General features: G+C 68.1%; 21 protein-coding genes and 1 tRNA gene. 9 read left to right on the plus strand and 13 right to left on the minus strand.

The window, feature by feature from the left end; translation table 11 throughout:
• Positions 1-104: 104 nt before the first annotated feature.
• A complete protein-coding gene (locus BQ8420_RS27170; protein WP_200816115.1) occupies positions 105-2,408 on the minus strand; it encodes a DEAD/DEAH box helicase in 2,304 nt (767 codons plus the stop codon).
• 235 nt (positions 2,409-2,643) lie between these two features.
• Between BQ8420_RS27170 and BQ8420_RS27175 the strand changes: the two genes are divergently transcribed.
• Together BQ8420_RS27175 and BQ8420_RS27180 are read left to right on the plus strand one after the other, a co-directional pair.
• Positions 2,644-2,991: an STAS domain-containing protein gene (locus BQ8420_RS27175; protein WP_087102608.1), complete on the plus strand. Its 348-nt coding sequence runs from the start codon at positions 2,644-2,646 to the stop codon at positions 2,989-2,991.
• A gap of 13 nt (positions 2,992-3,004) precedes the next feature.
• Entirely contained in the window at positions 3,005-3,559 is a 555-nt protein-coding gene (locus BQ8420_RS27180) for an ATP-binding protein (RefSeq protein WP_087102610.1), read from the plus strand.
• A gap of 175 nt (positions 3,560-3,734) precedes the next feature.
• On the opposite strand, the gene BQ8420_RS27185 is transcribed toward BQ8420_RS27180, so the two are convergent.
• The 3 genes from BQ8420_RS27185 to nth all read right to left on the minus strand — a co-directional run bounded on the left by BQ8420_RS27185 (position 3,735) and on the right by nth (position 6,666).
• The gene (locus BQ8420_RS27185) at positions 3,735-4,913 is read right to left on the minus strand and encodes a MarP family serine protease (RefSeq protein ID WP_087102612.1); all 1,179 of its coding nucleotides are present in this window, start codon (positions 4,911-4,913) and stop codon (positions 3,735-3,737) included.
• Positions 4,914-4,937: 24 nt separating this feature from the next.
• Complete coding sequence (locus tag BQ8420_RS27190; RefSeq protein ID WP_087102614.1) at positions 4,938-5,591, minus strand: CoA pyrophosphatase; 654 nt, start codon at positions 5,589-5,591, stop codon at positions 4,938-4,940.
• 331 nt (positions 5,592-5,922) lie between these two features.
• Positions 5,923-6,666: an endonuclease III gene (gene nth, locus BQ8420_RS27195; RefSeq protein ID WP_200816116.1), complete on the minus strand. Its 744-nt coding sequence runs from the start codon at positions 6,664-6,666 to the stop codon at positions 5,923-5,925.
• Positions 6,667-6,954: 288 nt separating this feature from the next.
• On the opposite strand from nth, the gene BQ8420_RS27200 reads away from it, so the two are divergent.
• The gene (locus BQ8420_RS27200; RefSeq protein ID WP_200816120.1) at positions 6,955-7,629 is read left to right on the plus strand and encodes a Crp/Fnr family transcriptional regulator; all 675 of its coding nucleotides are present in this window, start codon (positions 6,955-6,957) and stop codon (positions 7,627-7,629) included.
• Between the two features lie 120 nt (positions 7,630-7,749).
• Here BQ8420_RS27200 and BQ8420_RS27205 read toward each other — a convergent pair whose 3' ends face one another.
• The 4 genes from BQ8420_RS27205 to BQ8420_RS27220 form a co-directional block, all read right to left on the minus strand.
• Positions 7,750-8,556, minus strand: coding sequence for an MBL fold metallo-hydrolase (locus BQ8420_RS27205; RefSeq protein WP_087102618.1), 807 nt, complete (start codon positions 8,554-8,556; stop codon positions 7,750-7,752).
• Positions 8,557-8,720: 164 nt separating this feature from the next.
• Positions 8,721-9,560, minus strand: coding sequence for an NUDIX hydrolase (locus BQ8420_RS27210; RefSeq protein ID WP_087102620.1), 840 nt, complete (start codon positions 9,558-9,560; stop codon positions 8,721-8,723).
• 78 nt (positions 9,561-9,638) lie between these two features.
• Complete coding sequence (locus BQ8420_RS27215; RefSeq protein WP_087102622.1) at positions 9,639-10,100, minus strand: RidA family protein; 462 nt, start codon at positions 10,098-10,100, stop codon at positions 9,639-9,641.
• The gene (locus BQ8420_RS27220; RefSeq protein ID WP_143847587.1) at positions 10,101-10,274 is read right to left on the minus strand and encodes a DUF4177 domain-containing protein; all 174 of its coding nucleotides are present in this window, start codon (positions 10,272-10,274) and stop codon (positions 10,101-10,103) included.
• Between the two features lie 147 nt (positions 10,275-10,421).
• Here BQ8420_RS27220 and BQ8420_RS27225 point away from each other — a divergent pair, with 147 nt between their 5' ends.
• The gene (locus BQ8420_RS27225) at positions 10,422-11,459 is read left to right on the plus strand and encodes an ArsA-related P-loop ATPase (protein WP_087102626.1); all 1,038 of its coding nucleotides are present in this window, start codon (positions 10,422-10,424) and stop codon (positions 11,457-11,459) included.
• 32 nt (positions 11,460-11,491) lie between these two features.
• A complete protein-coding gene (locus BQ8420_RS27230; RefSeq protein ID WP_087102676.1) occupies positions 11,492-12,664 on the plus strand; it encodes an ArsA-related P-loop ATPase in 1,173 nt (390 codons plus the stop codon).
• A 5-nt stretch (positions 12,665-12,669) separates the two neighbouring features.
• On the opposite strand, the gene BQ8420_RS27235 is transcribed toward BQ8420_RS27230, so the two are convergent.
• Positions 12,670-12,981, minus strand: coding sequence for a WhiB family transcriptional regulator (locus tag BQ8420_RS27235; protein WP_087102628.1), 312 nt, complete (start codon positions 12,979-12,981; stop codon positions 12,670-12,672).
• 439 nt (positions 12,982-13,420) lie between these two features.
• Here BQ8420_RS27235 and BQ8420_RS27240 point away from each other — a divergent pair, with 439 nt between their 5' ends.
• Entirely contained in the window at positions 13,421-15,826 is a 2,406-nt protein-coding gene (locus tag BQ8420_RS27240) for a penicillin-binding protein (protein WP_087102630.1), read from the plus strand.
• Positions 15,827-15,904: 78 nt separating this feature from the next.
• Here the strand turns inward: BQ8420_RS27240 and BQ8420_RS27245 are convergent, their stop codons facing one another.
• Entirely contained in the window at positions 15,905-16,357 is a 453-nt protein-coding gene (locus BQ8420_RS27245) for a GatB/YqeY domain-containing protein (protein WP_087102632.1), read from the minus strand.
• A 98-nt stretch (positions 16,358-16,455) separates the two neighbouring features.
• Here BQ8420_RS27245 and BQ8420_RS27250 point away from each other — a divergent pair, with 98 nt between their 5' ends.
• Positions 16,456-17,376 (plus strand): metallophosphoesterase, encoded by a 921-nt coding sequence (locus BQ8420_RS27250; protein ID WP_087102634.1) that lies wholly within the window; start codon positions 16,456-16,458, stop codon positions 17,374-17,376.
• 75 nt (positions 17,377-17,451) lie between these two features.
• Positions 17,452-17,525 (plus strand) — tRNA-Pro (locus BQ8420_RS27255).
• Between the two features lie 115 nt (positions 17,526-17,640).
• Here BQ8420_RS27255 and BQ8420_RS27260 read toward each other — a convergent pair.
• From BQ8420_RS27260 to BQ8420_RS27270, 3 genes are read right to left on the minus strand one after another with little or no spacing between them, the layout of a single operon-like run.
• On the minus strand, positions 17,641-18,840 hold the full coding sequence (locus BQ8420_RS27260; protein ID WP_087102637.1) for a site-specific integrase: 1,200 nt from the start codon (positions 18,838-18,840) through the stop codon (positions 17,641-17,643).
• 25 nt (positions 18,841-18,865) lie between these two features.
• On the minus strand, positions 18,866-19,075 hold the full coding sequence (locus BQ8420_RS27265; RefSeq protein WP_036554814.1) for an AlpA family transcriptional regulator: 210 nt from the start codon (positions 19,073-19,075) through the stop codon (positions 18,866-18,868).
• Positions 19,072-20,757, minus strand: coding sequence for a replication initiator (locus tag BQ8420_RS27270; RefSeq protein WP_087102639.1), 1,686 nt, complete (start codon positions 20,755-20,757; stop codon positions 19,072-19,074). The genes BQ8420_RS27265 and BQ8420_RS27270 overlap by 4 nt, the downstream gene beginning before the upstream one ends.
• Positions 20,758-20,798: 41 nt before the next feature.
• Here BQ8420_RS27270 and BQ8420_RS27275 point away from each other — a divergent pair, with 41 nt between their 5' ends.
• Positions 20,799-21,038, plus strand: a complete 240-nt coding sequence (locus tag BQ8420_RS27275) for a hypothetical protein (RefSeq protein WP_087102641.1) — start codon at positions 20,799-20,801, stop codon at positions 21,036-21,038.
• The last annotated feature ends 65 nt before the right edge of the window (positions 21,039-21,103 follow it).

The raw sequence follows: 21,103 nt of genomic DNA on the forward strand, positions 1-21,103 counted from the left end.
GGAAGTGCCGATCCACAGCCTGTGGATAACTTCGCGCACCCTGGAAAACCCACCCAGGAGAAGCCCCGAGTCCGACCCTCAACGGAGACATTCGCGGTACCCGGTCAGTCGCCCGCTTCGTGGGCCCCGCCGAGGACTTCGTCCAGGAGCCGCAGTGCGCCGGACTTGCTCAACGGCTCGTTGCCCGTGCCGCACTTGGGCGACTGGATGCAGGAGGGGCACCCCTGCTCGCACTCGCAGTCCGCGATCACCGCCCGGGTGGCCGTAAGCCACTCGCGGGCGGCGGCGTAGCCGCGTTCGGCGAACCCGGCTCCGCCCTCGTAACCGTCGTAGACGAACACCGTCAGGCGACCGGTGTCGGGATGCAGGGACGTGGAGACGCCACCGATGTCCCAGCGATCACAGGTCGCGAGTAGGGGCAGCATGCCGATGGAGGCGTGTTCCGCGGCGTGGGCGGCGCCGAGCAGTCCCACGTCCTCCTTGCGCAGCCGGTTCTCGCCCGTCTCGGTCAGCGTCCACCAGACCGCGCGGGTCTGCAGGGTGCGTTCGGGCATGTCCAAGGACTGCTCCCCGAGGACCGAACCGGTGCGCACGTCGCGTTTGAGGAACCCCACCACCTGGCGGGCCACCTCGACCTCGCCGAAGTGCACGCTCGCTCCGCTCGGCCAGGTCTCCTGCCGCAGTACCGAGCGGATGGTGATGTCCGTGGTGTCACGGGCCCACGTGCTGTAGGGCGGCTCGGCGGTGTGCACCAGGGCTACGCCCTCCGCCAGGTCGAGGTCATCGACCAGATGGGTGATCCCCTGGTGGAGGTAGACGGCGCCCGGGTGGACGGTGCCGTGCGCGGCGGCCTCGTCGATCTCACCGAGCAGTTGTCCGCTGCCGGTGTCGACGATCTGTACCGGTGGGCCACCCGAACCCCGGATATCGGCGAGGTCACTGGCTCTTTCATGGCTGGTCCAGAACCAGCCCCGTGGACGCTTTCTCAGCAGACCTCGTGCCACCAGATCGTCGAGTCGCTCCGCCACGCTCTCTCCGAAGAGGTCGAAGTCGGCACGCGTGATCGGAAGTTCTTGAGCGGCCGCGCACAGGTGCGGACCGAGGATGTGCGGGTTTTCCGGATCGAGGACGGTGGCCTCGACAGATCGTCCGAAAATAGCCTCGGGGTGGTGTGCCAGGTAGGTGTCGAGGGGGTCGTCCCGGGCGATGAACACGGCGAGCGCGTCGTTGCCGCGCCGGCCCGCGCGCCCGGCCTGCTGCCACAGGGAGGCCAGTGTCCCCGGCCATCCCGCGATGAGCACCGCGTCCAATCCGCTGATGTCCACGCCGAGTTCGAGGGCGTTGGTGCTGGCCAGACCCAACAGTTCCCCCGAACGGAGCGCCTCCTCCAGGTCCCGCCGGTCACTCGCCAGGTAGCCGCCACGGTAGGCCGCCACCCGTTCGACCAGGTCGTGTTCGCCCTGCTCGGTGAGCATCCGTTGGGCGGTCAGCGCCACCACTTCCGCGCCCTGTCTGGAACGCACGAACACCAAGGTGCGCACCCGGTCCCGCACCAGGTCGACCAACATCTCGGCGGCCTGGGAGGGTGCGGTACGTCGGATCGGCGCGCCCTGCTCACCGGTGAGGTCGGTCATCTCCGGTTCCACGAGGGCCACGGACAGACCCGGCCGCGGCGAGCCGTCCTCGCTGATCGCGGTCACCGGTACACCGGTCAGCCGGGTGGCGCTCTCCGCCGGGGAGCCCGAAGTGGCCGACGCCAGCACGAACACCGGTTCCGAGCGGTAGCGGGCGCACACCCTGCGCAGACGCCGCAGGATCTGGGCGACGTGCGACCCGAACACCCCGCGGTACCGGTGCGCCTCGTCGATCACCACGTAGCGGAGTCGGCGCAGGAAGCGGGCCCACGCGCCGTGTCTGGGGAGCATCCCGTGGTGCAACATGTCCGGGTTGGTGAGTAGATATCCGGCGTGTTCGCGTGCCCAGGTGCGTTCCTCGGGGGCGGTGTCACCGTCATATACGGCCGCACGCATGCCCGAAAGTCCCAGGTCCGTAATCCACCTGAGTTGATCTTGGGCGAGCGCCTTGGTCGGTGAGAGGTAGAGCACCGTTCCACCTGCGTCGATCGCGTCCACAGCGGGCATGAGGAAGGCGAGCGACTTTCCCGAGGCGGTGCCCGTGGCTATGATCACATCGCGGCCCGAACGTGCGAGATCTGCGGCTGCCGTCTGGTGGGACCACGGGCTCGTGATCCCCCGTTCGGCCAACCGTTCGACCAGGTGGGGAGCTGTCCATTCCGGCCACTCCCCGCTCACTCCCGCGTTCCGGGCCACATGCTCGATGTGGGTGACCTGCGGGTACCGGGTGTCGTCACGCCACACACCGGGGAGCATGGGCTCCGATCGCCTCATCGAGAACCCTCCTCACTGGACACGTTCAAAGAGCACACGGCCCTTCGGACATGGCTTGGGCAACGATGGACATCGGTTTCAGTGTGACATCCGAGGGAAGAGTTGCGCGGGGTCACCGTTTTCCCGTCCCCATGGCGGGCAGACACTCAGGACACCCGTGGTTGAATGCGTGCTGGTGGGGTAACGCCCGGCAGAGACCATTCGCGAGAATTCGCGGTTCGGCGCTGGAGGACTTGTGGACTTGAAGCTTGATCATTACACCGAGGGCGACACCGAGATCGTGGTCGTTGAGGGTGAGATCGATGTCTATACCGCGCCCCGACTTCGCGAGCTGCTGATCGACCTGGTGAACAAGGGCAACTTCTACCTCGTGGTCAACATGGAGAAGGTGGAGTTCCTGGACTCGACGGGCCTCGGTGTGCTCGTGGGCGGGCTGAAGCGCGTCCGTGCTCACGACGGAACGTTGGACCTGGTGTGCACCCAGGAGCGGATCCTGAAGATCTTCCGGATCACCGGCCTGACCAAGGTGTTCGGCATCCATGACACGGTGCAGGAAGCCATCGACAAGCGCTCGTCGAAGTAGCCCAGAGCGAGCGATGGCAACTATCACGCTCACGATCAGCGCGCTCCCCGCTCACGTGCGCACGGCGCGGCTCATGGCCGCCACCGTCGCACGGCGGGCGGGAATCGCCGCCTCCGCGATCGATGAGATCAGGCTGGCGGTCGGTGAGGCCTGCTCTCGGGCGGTAGCGGCGCACAAGCTGCACTGCCCGACGCAGCCGATCCTGCTCCAGCTGATCGACGGGAGCGGACCTGATCCGGTGTCGGAGCCCCGCACCGACACCACGAGCCGAGCACCACGCGCCAACGGGAGCGCCACACGACGATTCGAGGTCGTGGTTTCCGATCGAGCCCCCTCCAAGGACTCGGAGGAGCCCACCGACAACGTCGAACCCATACTCGATGGCCTTTTCCTCGATGGCGATGACACCCCTCCCGGGGGCATATCCGGGTTCTCCCCCGGCCTCGGCCTGGCGGTGATCACCGGTCTCGCGGACGAGGTGAGCATCGAACCGCAGGACCTGGGAACGGTGGTGCGCATGAGCTGGCCGCTCAGCACCGACCAACCTCAGGATCCGAGCTCGAACTGACGGTGTTCGGCACCCGTAAGCCATGACCGGGCCGCCGAGACGACACTACGAGGGGGCGCCTTCCCGATGGGGAAGGCGCCCCCTTCGTGTTCGTTCGGCCGTTCCTGTGCCCCCGCCGTCCTCCACCGCCCCGGGGCGGGCCCGGGACGGCGTTGTGCGGCGCGCTGCGGCCGGCTCAGTCGCAGGTCTGGGACGAGACCTCGGAAGTGGCGGCCAGCCCTTCCTGGGCGTTCTCCGCGACCTCGTCGGCGGTCAGCACGTAACCGGTCTCGTCCTCGTTGGTGGCCGCCGCGAACACGACCCCGTAGACCGTTCCGTCCGGGGCGAGCAACGGGCCACCGGAGTTACCGGGGCGCACCACCGCGCGCACCTGATAGATCTCCCGGCTCACCTGCTGGGAGTGGTAGAAGTCCGATCCCTGCGCGGTCTGCTCCGCTCGGATACGCGCGGGCACGGCGGTGAATCCGCTGTTGCGCGGGAATCCCGCCACGACCGCGTCGTCGCCCTGGTCCGCCTCGGCGTTGAAGTCCAGCGGGTCAAGGTCCAGGTCGGGCACGTGCAGCACCGCCAGGTCCTGCTGGGCGTCGAACAGCACCAGGGTGGCGGGCAACTGGTGGCCGTCCCTGGTGACCACGCGCATGTCGTCGGTGACCCCGGCGACCACGTGCGCGTTGGTCATGATGCGGTCCTCCCCGTAGGCGAACCCGGTCCCCTCGACGCGCCGCTGGCAGGAGGGAGCGGTACCGAGGACCTTGACCACGCTGCGGCTCGACTCGATGAGCTCGGGGGTGGTGAGAACGTCCGGGTCGGGGGGCTCGACCTCGGCGAGCTCACCGGTGCCCAGGCCACTGAAGACCTGTGGGAACGCGCTCTGGTCCACCACCTGCCGGAAGGTGGAGAACCCCTGGTGGGCGGCGTCGGGCATGAGCGTGTCCACCGATTGGAGGACGCGCGAGTCCCTGACCTGTTGGGAGACGTGTGGAAGCGCCGAGTTGGCGACCGTGCTGCCGACGAACCAGGCCACGAGCAGCACGGACAGACCGCTGATGAGGGCCCCGCCCAGTGCGTCCACGACACGCGCGGAGTCCCAGGTGACCCTGTTGCGCACCAGGGTGCCCAGGTAGGAGGCGAGGAACTGGCCCAGCGCGGCGGCCAGGAACACCACCGCGATCGCCAGCAACGCCTGCCGCCCCGGATCCTCGATCCAGTTCTGGATCGGCCCGGGAGCCGTCAGGGCCGCGATCACGCCCCCGCCTATGAAACCGACGAAGCTGAACACCCCGACGATGAATCCCTGTCGGTAGCCGGTCACCGCGAACAGCAGCAACAGGACGACCAGAACCGCGTCGAGCACGGTTGTCCTCCAAAAGTTGAGCGGTTAACCGACCGGACGCAGACCTTGCGGGGTGGCTTCGAACTCATCGGTGAGACCCCGGACGCGCCACGGAAGTTCCCATCCGCCGAGCGCGAGCAGACCGTCGATGATCTGTCCGGTGAAGCCCCACACGAGCATTCCGTCCACGCGGAAGCCCGGACCCCACATCGGCCCGTCGCCGTAGCGAACCTTGACCCGGTTGGCCGGGTCGGCGAGGTCGGCGACGGGGACGCGGGAGACCGCGGCCACCTCGTCGATGTCCGCGGCGCGCACTTCGGAGGGTTCACGCCACCAACCGAGCACGGGGGCGACACGGAAGTCGCTGAAGCTCAGGTAGAGCTCGGGCAGCCGACCCACCACGTCGATCCCCGCGGGGATCGCCCCGGTCTCCTCCTCGGCCTCGCGCACGGCGGCGGCCTCGGGTGAGGGGTCGGTGAGTTCGATCCGCCCTCCGGGGAAGGCGGGCTGTCCGGCGTGGCGGCGGAGTCCCTCCTTGCGCTGGATGAGCAGCAGGTCGGGTCCGCGGTCGGTCTCGCCGAACAGGATGAGGACGGCCGACTCGCGGCCGCCGCGCGCCGGCGGGTGCATGGGTTCGGGCACCGGCATCGTTCGAGCGGCGTCCGCGAGGGCGGACAGCCAGAGCGGGGTCGAGTTCATGAGGGAACCTGTTCCGGGATCATCGCACCGTCGTCTTTGGCCAGGGTGCGGACGTCTCGCGGGGCATGCGTCGTGCGAGCCCGTCCGGGATGTTCATCCGGGTGGTTCCCAACCGGTCATCCGGTGGTGGGAACTCCAGTGTTCCACCACGGTGTCGGGGTCCGCCGGAGCACAGGGTCGGACCCGCCCGAGGCCCGTCTCGGGGGCCGATGTGTGCGCACTCACGTGATCAGGGTACAAACTGTCGCCGAGTGCTTCCCGGGGACCGGCCCCCACCGCGCAGGTGAGGGCCGGTTCCGGGTCGGGTCTCGGGACGGGCCTCGCAATGGGCTCAGGCGAACGAACGCATGCGCAACAGCTTCTCGGCGGTCGGGGGATCCGTGGGGCCCTCTCCGAAGGACGGGCACCAATGCGCCACCGCACAGGCTCCGCAGGCGGGTCTGCGCGCGTGACAGACCCGTCGGCCGTGCCAGACCACGCGGTGGGACAGCATCGTCCAGTCCTTGCGGGGGAAGAGTTCTCCGATGGCGTGCTCGACCTTGACCGGGTCCTGCTCCTCGGTCCAGCCGAAACGCCGAACGAGTCGCCCGAAATGGGTGTCCACCGTGATACCCGGCACATCGAAGGCGTTACCGAGCAGTACGTTTGCGGTTTTTCGCCCTACACCGGGTAGTTTGACCAGGTCTGTGAGGTTTCCAGGAACCTCACCGCCGTGCCGTTCGCACAAGGCCTGACCCAAACCCATCAGGCTGTTGGCCTTGGCTCGGAAGAACCCCGTCGAACGGATCATCTCCTCCAAGTCCTCACGCCGGGCCGAAGCGTAAGCCTCGGCGTCGGGGTAGCGCGCGAAGAGCGCCGGAGTGACCTGGTTGACCCGCTTGTCGGTGCACTGCGCCGACAGGATCGTCGCGACCAGAAGCTCCAAGGGAGTGGTGAAGTTCAGTTCGGCGTGGGCGTCCGGATAGAGCTCGGAGAGCTCCCGGTACATCTTCCGTGCGCGGCGGACCAGCGCCAACCGGCTCTCACCGGTGGGTGTGGGCTCATCCGCGAGTGCGTCAGGGGTGTCACGAGGCATCGTCACAGGGTAGGCGTCCTCCCACAAGGGTAGGCCCGGAGCGCCGGAAACCGACGGCGCGTCGACGTTTCGGCCTCTTGATCGGGATTATGTGACCAATGTCCCGGTCATACGGCGCGGATCGCCTTGAGACAGGCCGATGGCGACTAGGATCATACGGGCTGACGTCGGCTGTTGTGGGCACGTTGTCTCCCGGCGGACAAGCCGAGGTAACAACCTGGTTTCCCATCGGGTTGCGATATACGTCACACTGTTGACGGTCAGTTTTTAGGAGGACGTGTGGACGAGATCAACGAGGTGCTCCGGAAAGCTCCTCTGTTCGAGGCGCTGGACGAGGAGGACACGGCCGCGCTCCGCTCCTCGGTGAACGAGGTGCGTCTCGGCCGCGGTCAGACCCTGTTCAACGAGGGTGACGAGGGCGACCGCCTGTACGTCATCCTCAGCGGGAAGGTGAAGCTGACCCGCACGGCCATCGACGGCCGCGAGAACCTGCTGGGCGTGCTCGGCCCCAGCGAGATGTTCGGTGAACTCTCACTGTTCGACCCGCGCCCGCGCACCGCGAGCGCCGTGGCCGTCACCGACTCCGTACTCGCCGGCCTCGGCCACGACGACCTGCGGCCGTTCCTGGCCAGCCGCCCACAGGTGGGTCTGCAGCTGCTGAAGTCGCTGGCCGCCCGGCTGCGTCGCACCAACGACGTGATGGCCGACCTGGTCTTCACCGACGTGCCCGGCCGTGTGGCCAAGGCCCTGCTCGAACTCGCCGACAAATTCGGCAAGGAGGGCGACGACGGCCTGCACGTCCACCACGACCTCACCCAGGAGGAGCTCGCCCAGTTGGTCGGCGCCTCCCGTGAGACGGTCAACAAGGCCCTCGCCGAGTTCGCCCTGCGCGGCTGGCTGCGGATCGAGGCCAAGGCCGTGGTGCTGCTCGACGTCGAGCGGATGCGCCGCCGCGCCCGCTAGAGCGAGCGCCCGAGAACGCTGTGCGGCCGTCGCCCTTCGGGGTGACGGCCGCAGCTTTGTTCGGGGGTGGAGGTCGACCGGTTCGAGGCCGCGGATCCGGGTCGGAGCCGCGATTCCGGGTCAGTTCTCGACGTCCTCGGGGAGCTCGCCCTTGACCGCCAGGTAGCGCAGTTGCGCCCGCACCGAGGAGGCCGCCGCGGGCCGGATGCTCTCCGCGACGTCCGGGTAGACCCGGTCGATGATCTCCTCCACCTTGGTGGCGCCGGCCCGCACCGCGTCGCGGATCTGCTCCAGGCGCGCCTCACGGTGGTCGATGTAGGAGTCGATGGCGGCCGACGGGGAGGTCAGGATCGGCCCGTGCCCGGGCAGCAGCGTCCGGACCCCGTGTGCCCTGACCAGGTCGCGCAGACGGTACATCGAGTCCATGTAGGGGGCCAGGCCGTCGTCCCCGTCGATCACGCTGGTCCCGTGACCCAGGATCGTGTCGCCGGTGAGGATCGCGCTGTCCGACTCCAGTAGGAAGCAGACCGAGTCGTCGGTGTGCCCGGGGGTGGCGATGACTCGGAGCTCCAGACCGTCGGCGGTGATCACCTGACCGTCCTCCAGCCCGGACCCGCCCAACCGCATCCCGGGGTCGACGGCGTGCACGGGGGCGCCGGTCAGCTCGGCGAAGTAGCGCGAACCCTCGGTGTGGTCGAAGTGCCGGTGGGTCAACAGCGTCATCTGCACCTGGGCGCCCTGTTCCTGCACGGTCCGCGCCACCCGTTCCAGGTGCCGCTCGTCGTGCGGCCCGGGGTCGACGACCACGACCCCCCGCGCCCCTGGTTCACGCAGGATCCAGGTGTTGGTTCCCTCCAGGGTCATCGGGCCAGGGTTGGGGCACAGCACGCAACCGGCGCGCAGCGTCCCGGAACCGTCGATCCTCATCGCACCTCGTTTCGCTCGCAGGAACCGGACCGGTCTGAAGGACGACCAAGGGAACATGGTGGGATACCTATCCGCGACCGGTCGCCCCCTACCGTCGAACGGCCTCTCCGTGTCCGTCACACGGTCGAAAGTCTCCGCGACGTCGGTCTCAGGGCGTCGTGGTCTCAGTACGTCGTGGTCGGTTTCGGCAGCGGGAAGTCCCTGCCGTCCGGGGCGACGACACGAAGATGTCCGTCCATCTCCCGAACCTCCGGTTCGAGGGGAACGATATCCCGTTGGGCGTCTCGTACACCTTCGAGGGTCCGATGGTCCGCCAGCTCCGCACAAACGATGACTGTGGGCGGCAGCATCGGCATCCGTCCCGCGTACCACTCGGGGGCCACCACCGCGGGGTCGACCCACTGGGTGTGGTCGGCTTCCCCGCCCACGTCACGGGGCTGCTGCCCCGGGGGCAGTTCGGCGGTGAAGAACCAGGTGTCGTAACGGCGCGGCTCCCGCGCGGGCGTGATCCATCTCGACCACGCGCGCAACCACTCCGATCGCAGCACCAGACCGCGCCGGGACAGCACCTCGGTGAACGAACGCGAGCGGTCGATGAGGCCGAGCCGGTCCCGTTCCCAGTCCTCGGTGTCGGTGTCCAGGGTGATGGCCGTGTCGCTCGCGTGCTCCGGCTCACTGGCCAGCAGCACCCCGGTCTCCTCGAAGGTCTCGCGGACCGCGGCGCAGACGAGGGCGCGGGCCATGGGCACGTCGACACCGAGGGTCCTCGACCACTCCTCGGGAGCCGGTCCGGTCCATGGAAGGTCACCGTCGGCGTCACGTTCGTCGACCCGTCCTCCGGGGAAGACGTAGGCGCCCGGGGCGAAGCCCATGGAGGGAACCCTGCGCATCAGCAGGACCTCCATGGGCCGCTCCTCCGAGGCGCCCGCGACGGCCGGCATCGGACGCATCAGCATCACGGTGGCGGCGGGACGAGGCCGGACCACACCCTCGTTCTCGGTCATCGGGGCACTCCTGTCGTTCGCGAAAGCCACGCTGTGGCCCGCGTACCCACCGGGACCTCGGATACGTCTCCGGGTCGGTCAGCGGACCTCGACGATCATCTCAACCTCGACCGGCGCGTCCAACGGCAGGGCCGCCACTCCGACGGCCGCACGGGCGTGCACCCCGGCTTCGCCGAACACCTGACCGAGCAGGTCGCTGGCCCCGTTGATCACACCGGGGTGACCGGTGAAGTCGGGGGTGCTGGCGACGAAACCGCCGACCTTCACGACCCGCACGACCTTGGACAGGTCACCGATCTCCGCACGCACCGCGGCGATGCCGTTGAGCACGCACACGGCGGCCAGGTCCTGCGCGGTCTGCGCGTCGACCTCGGCACCCACCTTGCCGGTGGCGGGCAGCTTTCCGTCCACGAAGGGGAGCTGGCCGGAGACGTACACGTGGTCACCGCTGCGGACGGTGGGCTTGTACGAGGCGACCGGAGGCACCACCTCGGGCAGGGTGAGGCCCAGTTCGGCGATCCGCTCTTCGGGTGTGGCCATCTACATCGCCCGCTTCATGTAAGCGACGTACTGCTGGTTGCGCGGGTCGGCGCCCTCGGGCAGCGGCGCGGGGACGATGCTGACGAGCTCCCAGCCGTCCTCGCCCCAACCGTCGAGGATCTGCTTGGTGGCGTGCGACAGCAATGCGACGCTCTGGTATTCCCACTTGGTCATCTGGTCTCTACCCCTCTCGGTCAGCGGCGGCCTGAAGGACCGCACCTCAACGCCGCCACCTTACTCACCTGAGCCCCTCGGGCCGACCAGGTGAACCGCACACCCACCACCCGCCGCCGACGAAGAGGCCCGCATAGACTCCGTGGGGTGAACGAACGTGAATACGGACCGCGTGGCGGTGGCCCAGGAGAAGCGTTCGCCGGCGCCCGATTGCACATCGTGACGGGTAAGGGCGGCACCGGGAAGACGACGGCCGCGACCGCGCTGGCGTTGGCTCTGGCCGCCGACGGCGGGCGGGTCCTCCTCGTGGAGGTGGAGGGCCGGCAGGGGGTGGCCTCCCTGCTCGGGAGCGCGCCCCTGCCCTACGAGGAACGCGTGATGCTGTCCGCGTCGGGCGGTGGTTCGGTATCGGTGTTGGCGGCCGACGCCGAGGCGGCGCTACTGGAATACCTGGAGCTGTTCTACGGGATACGCCGGGCCGGGCAGGCCCTCACCAAGCTGGGCGCGGTGGACTTCGCGACCACCATCGCCCCCGGGCTGCGGGACGTGTTGCTGACCGGGAAAGCCACCGAAGCGGTCCGGCGGCGCGAGGGCGGACGTCGTTCCTCCGGCGGCCCCCACCGATACGACGCGGTGGTCATGGACGCCCCGCCCACCGGTCGCATCGGCCGGTTCCTGAACGTGAACTCCGAGATGGCGGGTCTCGCGAAGGTGGGACCGATCCACAAGCACGCCGAACGCGCCATGTCGGTGATCCGTTCCGAACGGACCCGGGTGCACTTCGTGACCCTGTTGGAGGAGATGCCCGCCCAGGAGACCAGGGACGGGATCGCCGAGATCGAGGCCCTGGGGCTGCGCTCGGGCGCCGTCCTGGTGAACATGGTCCGCCCGACGTTGCTGAACGAAGCGGAACTGGCCGCCGCGGCCGTCGGAGAGCTGGACGACGTGGCGCTCGCCGACGGGCTCGGGGCCGCGGGGTTGGACGACCCGGCGGGCCTGTCCACCGCCCTCGCCGGGGAGGTGCGGGCCTACGCGTTGCGGCACTTGCTGGAACTGCGGGTACGGGGTGAGTTGGAGGACGTGGGGCGTCCCCTGGTGGAGCTGCCCCGGGTGGAGGGCGGGATGGACCGGTCCGCGTTGATCGGGTTGGCCGGCCGGCTGAACGAGCAGGGGGTGCGCGGGTGACCCGCGGGGCACAAGGGTTCGATCCGAAGCGGATGGACGTGGACGCGCTGCTCGACGACCCCGGCACGAGGATCGTGGTGTGCTGCGGCGCCGGTGGTGTCGGCAAGACCACCACGGCCGCGGCGCTGGCGCTGCGCGCGGCCGAACGGGGTCGGCGCACAGTGGTGATCACCGTGGACCCGGCCCGGCGCCTGGCCCAGTCCATGGGGTTGGCGGAGTTGGACAACACTCCGCGTCCGGTTCCGTTGCCGCGTCCCGTCACCGCCGGACACGGTGGGCGAGACACCCAGGACGACGAGGACGCCCAAGGCGCCCCGGAGCCTCAGGGCAGCCTGCACGCGATGATGCTCGACATGAAGCGGACCTTCGACGAGGTCGTGCGGGAGCACGCCGATCCGGAACGGGCCCGCCAGATCCTGACCAACCCCTTCTACAAGACCCTCTCCACGAGCTTCTCCGGCACGCAGGAGTACATGGCGATGGAGAAGTTGGGGCAGCTGCGTCAGTCCGACGAGTGGGACCTGATCATCGTGGACACCCCACCGAGCCGGTCGGCCCTGGATTTCCTGGACGCGCCCAAGCGGCTCGGACGGTTCCTGGACGGCAAGCTCATCCGCTTCCTCAGTCCGGCCGGTTCGGGCGCGTTCCGACTGTTGGGCGCGGGGATGAACATGGTGGGCTCGGTGGTGGGCAAGATCGTGGGCGCCCAGTTCCTGAACGACCTGCGTTCCTTCGTCTCCGCGTTCGACACGGTGTTCGGCGGGTTCCAGGAGCGCGCCGAACGCACCTACCGGCTGCTGCGCGCTCCGGGGACCGCGTTCGTGGTGGTCGCGGTGCCCGATACCGACTCCATGCGCGAAGCGTCCTTCTTCGTGAAGCGACTCGCCGAGGACACGATGCCCCTGGCGGGTCTGGTCGTGAATCGCACCCATCCACTGTCTTCGGGACCCGGTGCCGATCTGGGCGCGGAGCGGGCCGAGACCGCGGCGGACTCCTTGGCGGACGCGCATCCGTTGGCCGTGGCCGCGTTGCGATTGCACGCCGAACGCGTGCGCGAGCGCGAGCGGGAACTGTGGCTGTGCGAACGGATGTCGTCCACGCACCCGGAGGTCCGGATGACGGAGGTGGCCGCCCACGCGGAGGACGTGCACGACCTGACGGGGCTGCGGGAGATCGGCTCGGCGTTGGGGGGAGAGGAACGGTAGGGGGTTCAGGCGCTCTGGCGTGTCTGCGCGTAGTGGGCCAGGTCACCGCTGCCCTCGCGACGGGCGCCCTCCAGCAACGGCCCCCAGTCACTGACGCCCGGATGTTTGCGTAGGAGGGATCGGCGTTCTCGTTCGGTCATGCCGCCCCAGATCCCGAACTCGATCCGGTTGTCGAGGGCGTCGGCCAGGCACTCGGTGCGCACGGGACAGCCCTGGCAGATGATCTTGACCTGGTTCTGCGCCGCGCCCGGCACGAACAACGTGTCAGGATCGATTCGTCGGCACAGAGCCTGCGTCGTCCATTGATCGGTCCACATGTGGCCCACTTCCCAGACGTGTGATGGGTCCCATGGTCACGGGTGGTCGATGTGCTCTGGTTGAGTGGAGGGGAGCACGGTGGCCTCCCGTCACCGGGCGGGGTCGGTGGCATCCTCAGTGTCACCAAACGCCCGTAACTCGAAAGTACGGTTCGGACCGCTTCACCAACAGAACCCAGTCGACCCCCATTCCATCTCATGGATATGGCCCGAGCGGGCCATTGCGTGATCGGTCGGCCACTCTCCCGCAACCAGCGCGGAGGTGATCATCGGCCGAACCGCACCGGGATCTTTCAGCGATAACCGTGGAAAGATGGTCATGGGGCACGGCTTGTGCGACGGCACGGTCGATTCCGCGTGAACTTGCGGAGTACGACACCGATCGCACCGCTTTATCGCGTTCGCGGTCACTTATTCTGATGGGGTGGGTCAGGGGACATTGCTTCAAAGAATCAGCCAACTGATGGTCATCGGCGCGATCGCCGGCCTTCTGGTCGCCGCGTTGGCCTTGCCGGCGGTCGGGGGCCTGGGGATCACGGCCAGAAACGTCGCCAGCGGCTTCCTCGACATGCCCAGCCAACTGGAGACTCCCCCACCTCCACAACGCTCCACGATCTACGACGCCGACGGCGGCGTGATCGCGGAGATCTTCGACCAGAACCGTGAGCTCGTCGACATCGACGACATCTCACCGAACATGACCGACGCGATCATGGCGATCGAGGACTCCCGTTTCTACGAGCACGGTGGCCTGGACGTGTCGGGCACACTGCGCGCCGCCGTCCGCACGATGGGTGGGAACACCGAGGGTGCTTCCTCGATCACCCAACAGTACGTCAAGAACGTGCAGATCGAGGCGGCCACCTCCCAGGAGGAGCTGGATCACGCCCGCGAGGAGACGGTCGCCCGCAAGATCCGGGAATTGCGCTACGCGGTCGCCCTGGAACAGCGGATGACCAAGGACGAGATCCTTGAGGGTTACCTCAACATCGCCTACTTCAGCGACGGCGCCTACGGTGTCGAGTCCGCCGCCCAGCACTTCTTCCAGGTGTCCGCGGCCGATCTGGAGCTGCACCAGGCCGCGACCATCGCCGGCCTGGTCCGCTATCCCTACCTGTACAACCCCCGTTTCTTCCCGGAGCAGACCGAGGAGAGACGCAACGTCGTCCTCGACCGCATGGTCGCCACCAGCGCCATCACCGAGGCCGAGGCCGACGAGGCCAAGAAGGAGAAGCTCGAACTGGAACTGGACACCCCGCCCAACGGGTGTGTGCCCAGCGACCAGCCGTTCTTCTGCGACTACGTGGTGCAGGAGATCGAACAGGACGAGCGGTTCGGCCCCAACGAGACCGAACGGGCCCGTTGGCTGCGCACCGCGGGTCTGGAGATCCACACGACCCTGGACCCGCAGACCCAGGAGGCCGGCCAGGCCGCCGTGGACAAGTGGGTCCCGCGTGAGAACGAGTCCCGCAAGGTGGCCGCGCAGGCGGTCGTCGAGCCGGGTACCGGCCACATCCTCGGCATGATGCAGAGCCGCAACTACGGTCCGGACGAGAGCCAACTCGGCGAGACGTCCATCAACTTCGCCACCGACTCCGACCGAGGTGGCAGCAGCGGTTTCCAGGCCGGTTCGACCTTCAAGGCGTTCACCCTGGCCGCGGCCCTCGAACAGGGCCTGCCGTTCAGCACCTCGTTCAACTCTCCGAGCTCCACCACGGTGAGCGGGCAGACGGCCTGCAACGGTGGACGCCTGGAGAGTTGGTCGCTGAGCAACGCCGGTGACAGCAACGCCGGCAACCACAACATGATCTCCGGCACCAAGGCCTCCTCCAACACCTTCTTCGCGCAGTTGCAGGCTCGGGCCGGGCTGTGCAACACCATGGAGATGGCCGAGAAGCTGGGTCTGCAACGTGCCGACGGCACCCTGTTCACGGAGAACGAGAACTCGCTGGCCAACAGCAGCTTCACCCTGGGCAGCGAGGAGGTCTCCCCGCTGCGGGTGGCCAACGCCTACGCCACCCTCGCGGCCGGCGGCCAGTACTGCGAACCGCAGGCCATCAGCAGGATCGAGGACAACCAGTCCGGCAGCACCATCGAGATCGAGCCCGAGTGCGACCAGGCCATCGATGAGGACGTCGCCGACGGCACCAGTTACCTGCTGACGCAGCCCTTCAACGGCGGTACCGCCGCCAGCCTCGGCATCGGTCGACCCGCCGCGGGCAAGACCGGTACCACCGACGGTTCGGCGGCCGCCTGGTTCGCCGGGTTCACCCCGCAGATGGCCAGCACCGTGTTCGTCGGTGACCCGCGCGGTCCGCAGCAGTACCCGCTGCGCAACGTCACCATCGGCGACCGGCACTTCGGGACGGTGTACGGGGCCACGATCCCCGGGCCCATCTGGCAGGAGACCATGCGCGGGGCCCACGAGGGTCTGGAGACCGAGCAGCTGGCGTCCGCGCCGGGCCGGTTCGGTTCCACCTCCGAGCCACGTGCCCCGCAGGACGATGACGACGACGATGACGGGGACGAAGAGGCCAGCCCGGCCAGTGACGACGGCGGTGTGCCCGACGTGGTCGGCATGCCGGAGTCCGCGGCGGTGTCCGCGCTGGAGGAGGCCGGTTACTCCGCCAACGTGTCGGGGACGACGCTGCGATCCTCCGAAGCGGAGGGCTCCGTGGCCGCGGTGAACCCGGACCCCGGCAGCCATCTGCCGGATGGGGCCACGGTCAACGTGTTCCTCAGTGACGGCACCGGTCGGGAGAGCGCCGATGGCGCCCCCGGAGGCGCCGACTGGCATCCGGTCCTGCCGGCCGGGCCGGTGAACGGCCGGAGCGACCAGGACTGACCGGAGCGCGAACGCGCACGTCGAAAGGGGCGGGGTGATCTGATCACCCCGCCCCTTTCAGCTCTTCGAGTCCGTTCGTCAGGCCAGCCGGCTCTTGACCTCCGCGGCCACGCGGGCGCCGTCGGCGCGGCCCGCGACCTGTGGGTTGACCACCTTCATGACCTTGCCCATCTCCTTCATGCCGGAGGCTCCGGTCTCGGTGATCGCGGCGGTGATCACCTGGGAGACCTCCTCATCGGTGAGAGGCTTGGGCAGGTAGTCCGAAAGGATCTCGCTCTCGGCGCGCTCGTTGGCGGCGTCGTCGACGCGGCCGCCCTTGTCGAAGGCCTCGGCGGCCTCGCGGCGCTTCTTGGTCTCACGGACCAGGAGCTTGGTGACCTCGTCATCGCTCAGTGAACGCTGGGTGGAACCGGACGCCTCCTCGGTGGAGATGGCGGCGAGCACCATCCGCAGGGTCGCGGTGCGCACCTTGTCACGCGCCTTCATGGCGGTGGTGAGGTCGGACTTGAGGCGGACTTTGAGTTCGGACATGACTTGATCCTATGACCGTCGTTCCCCCGCGGACCAACGGTTTGCGCACAGGACGGTTCCGGATCTGAGACGATCCATTGACGAAGAAGGAGGTCCGGATGGGCGTCGACAACAGACGACTTCTGCGCGGGATCGGCCGTGCGGCCGCGATCACGGGCGCGGTCGGTGTGGCCGGACTGGGGTACGCCTCGGTCATCGAACGCAACTGGTTCCGGCTGCGCAGGTACGAACTCCCCCTGTTGCCGGCAGGCAGCCCCCCGATGCGGATCCTGCACCTGTCCGACGCGCACCTGACGCCCGGGCGGAAGATGCTGATCGACTGGATCCGTGGGCTTGAGGAGTACGAGCCGGACCTGGTGATCAACACGGGCGACTCCCTGGCGCACCCGGACGCGGTGGAGCCGTTCATCGACGCGCTCGGGCCGCTCCTGGACCGCCCGGGCGCGTTCGTGTACGGGTCGAACGACATGTTCTCTCCCCAGCTGAAGAACCCGGCGCGGTACCTGTGGCGGACCAGCAAGAAGGACTACGGGAAGCGTCGGGTGCCGGACCTGCCCTGGCGTGAGCTGGGCGCCGCGATGTCGGCGTCGGGTTGGCTGGACCTGAACAACCACAAGGCTTCGTTGAAGGTCGGCGAGCTGGACGTGGCCTTGGGCGGCGTGCACGACTCGCACATCAAGCTGGACCGGTACGAGGCCATCGCCGGACCGGCCGACCCGAGCGCCGACGTGCGGCTGGGGGTGCTGCACTCGCCCGAGCCCACCAACCTGGACCGGTTCGAGGCCGACGGGTACCAACTCCTGTTGGCCGGGCACACCCACGGCGGTCAGTTGTGCCTGCCGTTCTACGGGACCCTGGTGACCAACTGCGGGATCGACCGCAAGCGGGCCTGGGGGCTGAACGAGTACGGGAAGGCGTGGTTGCACGTCTCCGGCGGCCTGGGCACGTCCCCGTACGCACCGGTGCGGTTCTGCTGCCGCCCCGAGGCGTCCCTGCTGGACCTGGTCGCGGGGGCCTGATCCGCGTCCGGAACAATGTGGCGTGAACCGCGTCGCGAGCACTCCCCGAATCCGCTAGACTTGGGGATGTTGCTTCGGGGTGTAGCGCAGCTTGGCAGCGCGCTTCGTTCGGGACGAAGAGGTCGTGGGTTCAAATCCCGCCACCCCGACAAAGGAACGGGTGTCCACACAGGTGGGCACCCGTTCTTCGTTTTGTGGGCATGGAGCCCTCAGCGCCGCAGTGCACATTCATTGCACATGGCGGGGGTCTCGTGTCCCCCGGCCTCAGGCAGCGAGCACCCGCAGCCGCGCAGCGTCCATGGCTTCGGCCACCTCGTCCAGGCGGTCGGGGAAGAGATGCCCGTACCGATCGAGGGTCATGGTCGCGGTGGCGTGCCCGAGCATCGCTTGCACCACCTTCACATCAGCACCGGCCGCGATAGCGAGTGACGCGGCCGTGTGCCGGAGCTTGTGCGGAGTCAGACCCATCCCGTCGAGCGCAGCGGCCTTGAGTGCTTTGCCGAACTCCCGGTTGCGCCAGTTGCGGAGCCGCACCTCGCTCCCCCGCTTGGTGGTGAACACCAGCGCCGTGTCCGGCCGCCCCTGCACGAGCGGAAGCAGCTCCGCGACGAGGGACTTCGGGATCGGCACGGTCCGACTCTTGCCCGTCTTGGGCGACTGTTCGACAAGCTTGCCCTCCACCTCGGCGAAGGCCGTCACGATCCGGATGCGCCGTGTCTCCAGATCCACCCTGCCGACTCGCAGCGCGGCGGCTTCGTTGAAGCGCAGGCCCGTGTAGGCGAGAAGGAGGATGAGGGGCCGGTTGATGTTCGCGGCGGCGGCGATCTGGCCGTACTTGGTCCGCAGCGATCCGGCCGCGTCCGCCAGCGCCTCCACCTGGAGGTGATCGAGGTAGACGTGTTCGGCCTCACTTGGCTTCGGAAGCGGCACCCCGCGTGCGGGATTGGCGGGCAGGCGACGCGGCACACACCATTCCAGGACCATGGAGAGGACACCGTAGGCGTGCCTGGTCTGTGAGGCGCCCAGGTTGGCCCCGCCCTCGTCCCGCGGTTTCTGGAGTTCGGCCACCCACACGGCGACGTCCTCGGAGTGCACCGCCGAGATCGGAAGCTCTCCCCAGCGAGGCAGCACGTGCGCGTCCAGAAGGCCCCGGTACTTCCACCAGGTCGACCGCTTGATGTCGGTGCGCGTGCTCAGCCACTTCTCAGCCATCTCGGTCACAGTGACCTTGGCGTCGTGGGGGTTGCGGTAGGAGCCTTCATGAAGGCTGTTCTCGATCTCGGTCTGCTTCTTCTCCGCGTCCGGCTTCTTCTTGAACGTGCCGCCGCTCTTGATCCGGCCAGAGGGGTCGTAATAGCGGACCATCCAGCGCGCGGGAGGTGTGCGCTTGGTCGCCTTGGCCTTCTTCACCGCCTCCACGTACGCCTTGTCCTTGGTGCGGTCGTAGACCCACGCGCGAGCCATAGGGGGTTCCTCTCGGGGGTTGGGGTTACTGGGATCGGACCCAGGCATGGACCTCTGCGGGCACGTAGCGGACGTACCGGCCGACTCGGTGAGAGGGAGGCCCGTCGCCCTTGTAGCGCCATTCGTAGAGGGTTTTCGGCGGTACACGGAGGTAGGCGGCGGCATCCTTGACCGACCACAGGACATCGGCCCGACGCTGTTCGGGAACGTCCACACGGGCCGTCGCTGCACTCATGCCACCCTCGTCTCTGGAGTTGCCGAAAGATCGTTCTGCCGAGCAGCGTCGAGTTGGGAACGGCGTTTGAGTGCTTCGCCGACAGCCCTGAGTAGGCGTTGTTCGCGGGGAGCAACGTCAGGGTCAGTGGGCTGCGCCAGTTCCCAGGCGTAGTCACCGGAGCTGGCCGAGGTCAGCACCGGAGGCCGGGGGTCGGTGTCGTCGCCCTGGTCCTCGCCTATGGGGTCGATGCCCAGAGCGTCCAGGACCCAGGTCAGGCGGTCGGCCTTGTGATCAGCGAGGGTTTTGCCGGACCACTTCCGGGAGACCAGGACACGGCGACCCGCGTAGCCCAGGTGTTCGCGTCGGTGAGCCTTGGACCGGCAGAACCCAGGACGCATCCCCGCCTTGGCGTTCTCGGGCTGGATTCCGTAGCGGAGCCAGTTCGAGCACCGGGGCGAGCACGGTTCGAAGCGCAGCGCGTCCAGGAGTCGGTCCACGTGCTGTTCCTGACGTGCCGTCTCGGCGGCATGGCACTCGGCGATGTCCTTGGTCAGGTACTTCGCCAGGTAGCGCACACACCGGTCAGCATCCGCCGAGCCCGCGACCACGCCCTTGGCGTCCACCTGACGGCCGAACCGGACCACGTGATGGGGTTCCGCGTCAGGATCGTCATCGAGGTCGTCCAGCGCCTCATCCCAGGTGGGCAGGACTTCGCCTGTCGACGGGTCGACAAAGACACCTGTCTCCTCGTCCCACTCGGGAAGCCGGTCACCCTCGAACACGACCTGATCAGCCGGGGGCCACCACACCTGGTGATACGTCGCCGCAGCGATCTGCCGTAGCTCGGCACGCGGAATCGTGCCCCGCGTGGCCATGTGCAGATGCGGGGCCAGACGCCGTTGCGGTTCCACGGCCGCGAAGTACTGCACGTCGAACCCGGCCACCCGCCGAAGGTTCTGCACGAACCGGTCGACGAGCTTGGAGAAGTGCAGTGCGTCCCGAGCCGCACGACGGTAGTCATACGTCGAGAAGTCGACCGGGGTTCCGTCCGAGCGCACCCGCCCGTACGAGTCGAGCGTGAGCGTGATGAACAGGGAGGGACGGAAGACCTTGCCCGAGGCAGGGTCGGTGAAGGCTCGCCCGACCGTCTTCCTCGTCATGGGTCGCTTGGGTAGATCGGGCACGTCCTGACGCCGCTTGGTCGAGCGGACCCGACGCGGCCCCGACTCGGAAGAGGCGGAGCGGGTGACCGATCCGCGTAGGCCAGAGGCGGTGATCTCCTCGTCCAGGTCCACGATCGCCGCGTCCAGCCGCGCCAGGTCCTCAGCCGATGCCGCGCCCGTGGAGGCGAGCCGGTCACGTTCGGCTGTCACCACCGCCCGCTGTTCCACCCACCCGCGCTGCTCCTCGGAAGGCAAATCCGGCTGCACCACGGGTTCTTCCGCCAGGTGCCAGCCCTCTTCGCACTGAGTCCGCCGAAGCGACCTCTTCCGCTTCGCACAGGCCGGACACCGGGATTCCAGGGTGGACCCGCACGGGACGTCGATCACCTCGGTGGCACCAGTGGTGATGTTCGTGCGTCGAAGGGACACGGGCCGGATGCACACCCCGTGGTCGGCGGCGACCTGTTCGGCTACCTCACGGGCCAGGGGTTGCGCCAGGCGCTCAGCCCGTGTCGACTTACCGGTAGGAGTCGGCATCAGCCCACCCCCAACATCAGGAACCGGAGGGACCGCACCGCGTGAAACCCGAGCGGCCGAAGTCGGGCATGATCTTCCACTGGGTTGGATGCCTGGTCTTCATCCCTTTCTTGGGCTGGTGGATGTGGGCCTTTGAGGACGACCGGTGGAAGGTTCTCCCCTTCTGCTGGTTGCTGTTCCTGTGGTTCCTGGTCCGTGACACCCGGAAGTACCGGCGCTCGATGTGTGAGTACCTGGAACATCAGGCCACCTCTCCCGCAGAAGAGGAACCCACCCCGTAGGCGTCGGTCATAGCCGTGATGTCGCCATCGGATAGGAGTCGGCATCAGCCCACCCCCACAACCAC

It is taken from the genome of Nocardiopsis sp. JB363, assembly GCF_900143625.1.
In the GTDB taxonomy this organism is placed as follows: domain Bacteria; phylum Actinomycetota; class Actinomycetes; order Streptosporangiales; family Streptosporangiaceae; genus Nocardiopsis.

Coding starts and splice junctions, on each gene's coding strand:
- BQ8420_RS27190 (WP_087102614.1), bottom strand. CDS start 5,591: ATGAACTCGACCCCGCTCTGGCTGTCCGCCCTCGCGGACGCCGCTCGA.
- BQ8420_RS27270 (WP_087102639.1), bottom strand. CDS start 20,757: ATGCCGACTCCTACCGGTAAGTCGACACGGGCTGAGCGCCTGGCGCAA.
- BQ8420_RS27215 (WP_087102622.1), bottom strand. CDS start 10,100: ATGGCCACACCCGAAGAGCGGATCGCCGAACTGGGCCTCACCCTGCCC.
- BQ8420_RS27220 (WP_143847587.1), bottom strand. CDS start 10,274: ATGACCAAGTGGGAATACCAGAGCGTCGCATTGCTGTCGCACGCCACC.
- BQ8420_RS27260 (WP_087102637.1), bottom strand. CDS start 18,840: ATGGCTCGCGCGTGGGTCTACGACCGCACCAAGGACAAGGCGTACGTG.
- BQ8420_RS27180 (WP_087102610.1), top strand. CDS start 3,005: ATGGCAACTATCACGCTCACGATCAGCGCGCTCCCCGCTCACGTGCGC.
- BQ8420_RS27235 (WP_087102628.1), bottom strand. CDS start 12,981: ATGTGGACCGATCAATGGACGACGCAGGCTCTGTGCCGACGAATCGAT.
- BQ8420_RS27210 (WP_087102620.1), bottom strand. CDS start 9,560: ATGACCGAGAACGAGGGTGTGGTCCGGCCTCGTCCCGCCGCCACCGTG.
- BQ8420_RS27170 (WP_200816115.1), bottom strand. CDS start 2,408: ATGAGGCGATCGGAGCCCATGCTCCCCGGTGTGTGGCGTGACGACACC.
- BQ8420_RS27250 (WP_087102634.1), top strand. CDS start 16,456: ATGGGCGTCGACAACAGACGACTTCTGCGCGGGATCGGCCGTGCGGCC.
- BQ8420_RS27265 (WP_036554814.1), bottom strand. CDS start 19,075: ATGAGTGCAGCGACGGCCCGTGTGGACGTTCCCGAACAGCGTCGGGCC.
- BQ8420_RS27245 (WP_087102632.1), bottom strand. CDS start 16,357: ATGTCCGAACTCAAAGTCCGCCTCAAGTCCGACCTCACCACCGCCATG.
- nth (WP_200816116.1), bottom strand. CDS start 6,666: ATGCCTCGTGACACCCCTGACGCACTCGCGGATGAGCCCACACCCACC.
- BQ8420_RS27230 (WP_087102676.1), top strand. CDS start 11,492: ATGGACGTGGACGCGCTGCTCGACGACCCCGGCACGAGGATCGTGGTG.
- BQ8420_RS27205 (WP_087102618.1), bottom strand. CDS start 8,556: ATGAGGATCGACGGTTCCGGGACGCTGCGCGCCGGTTGCGTGCTGTGC.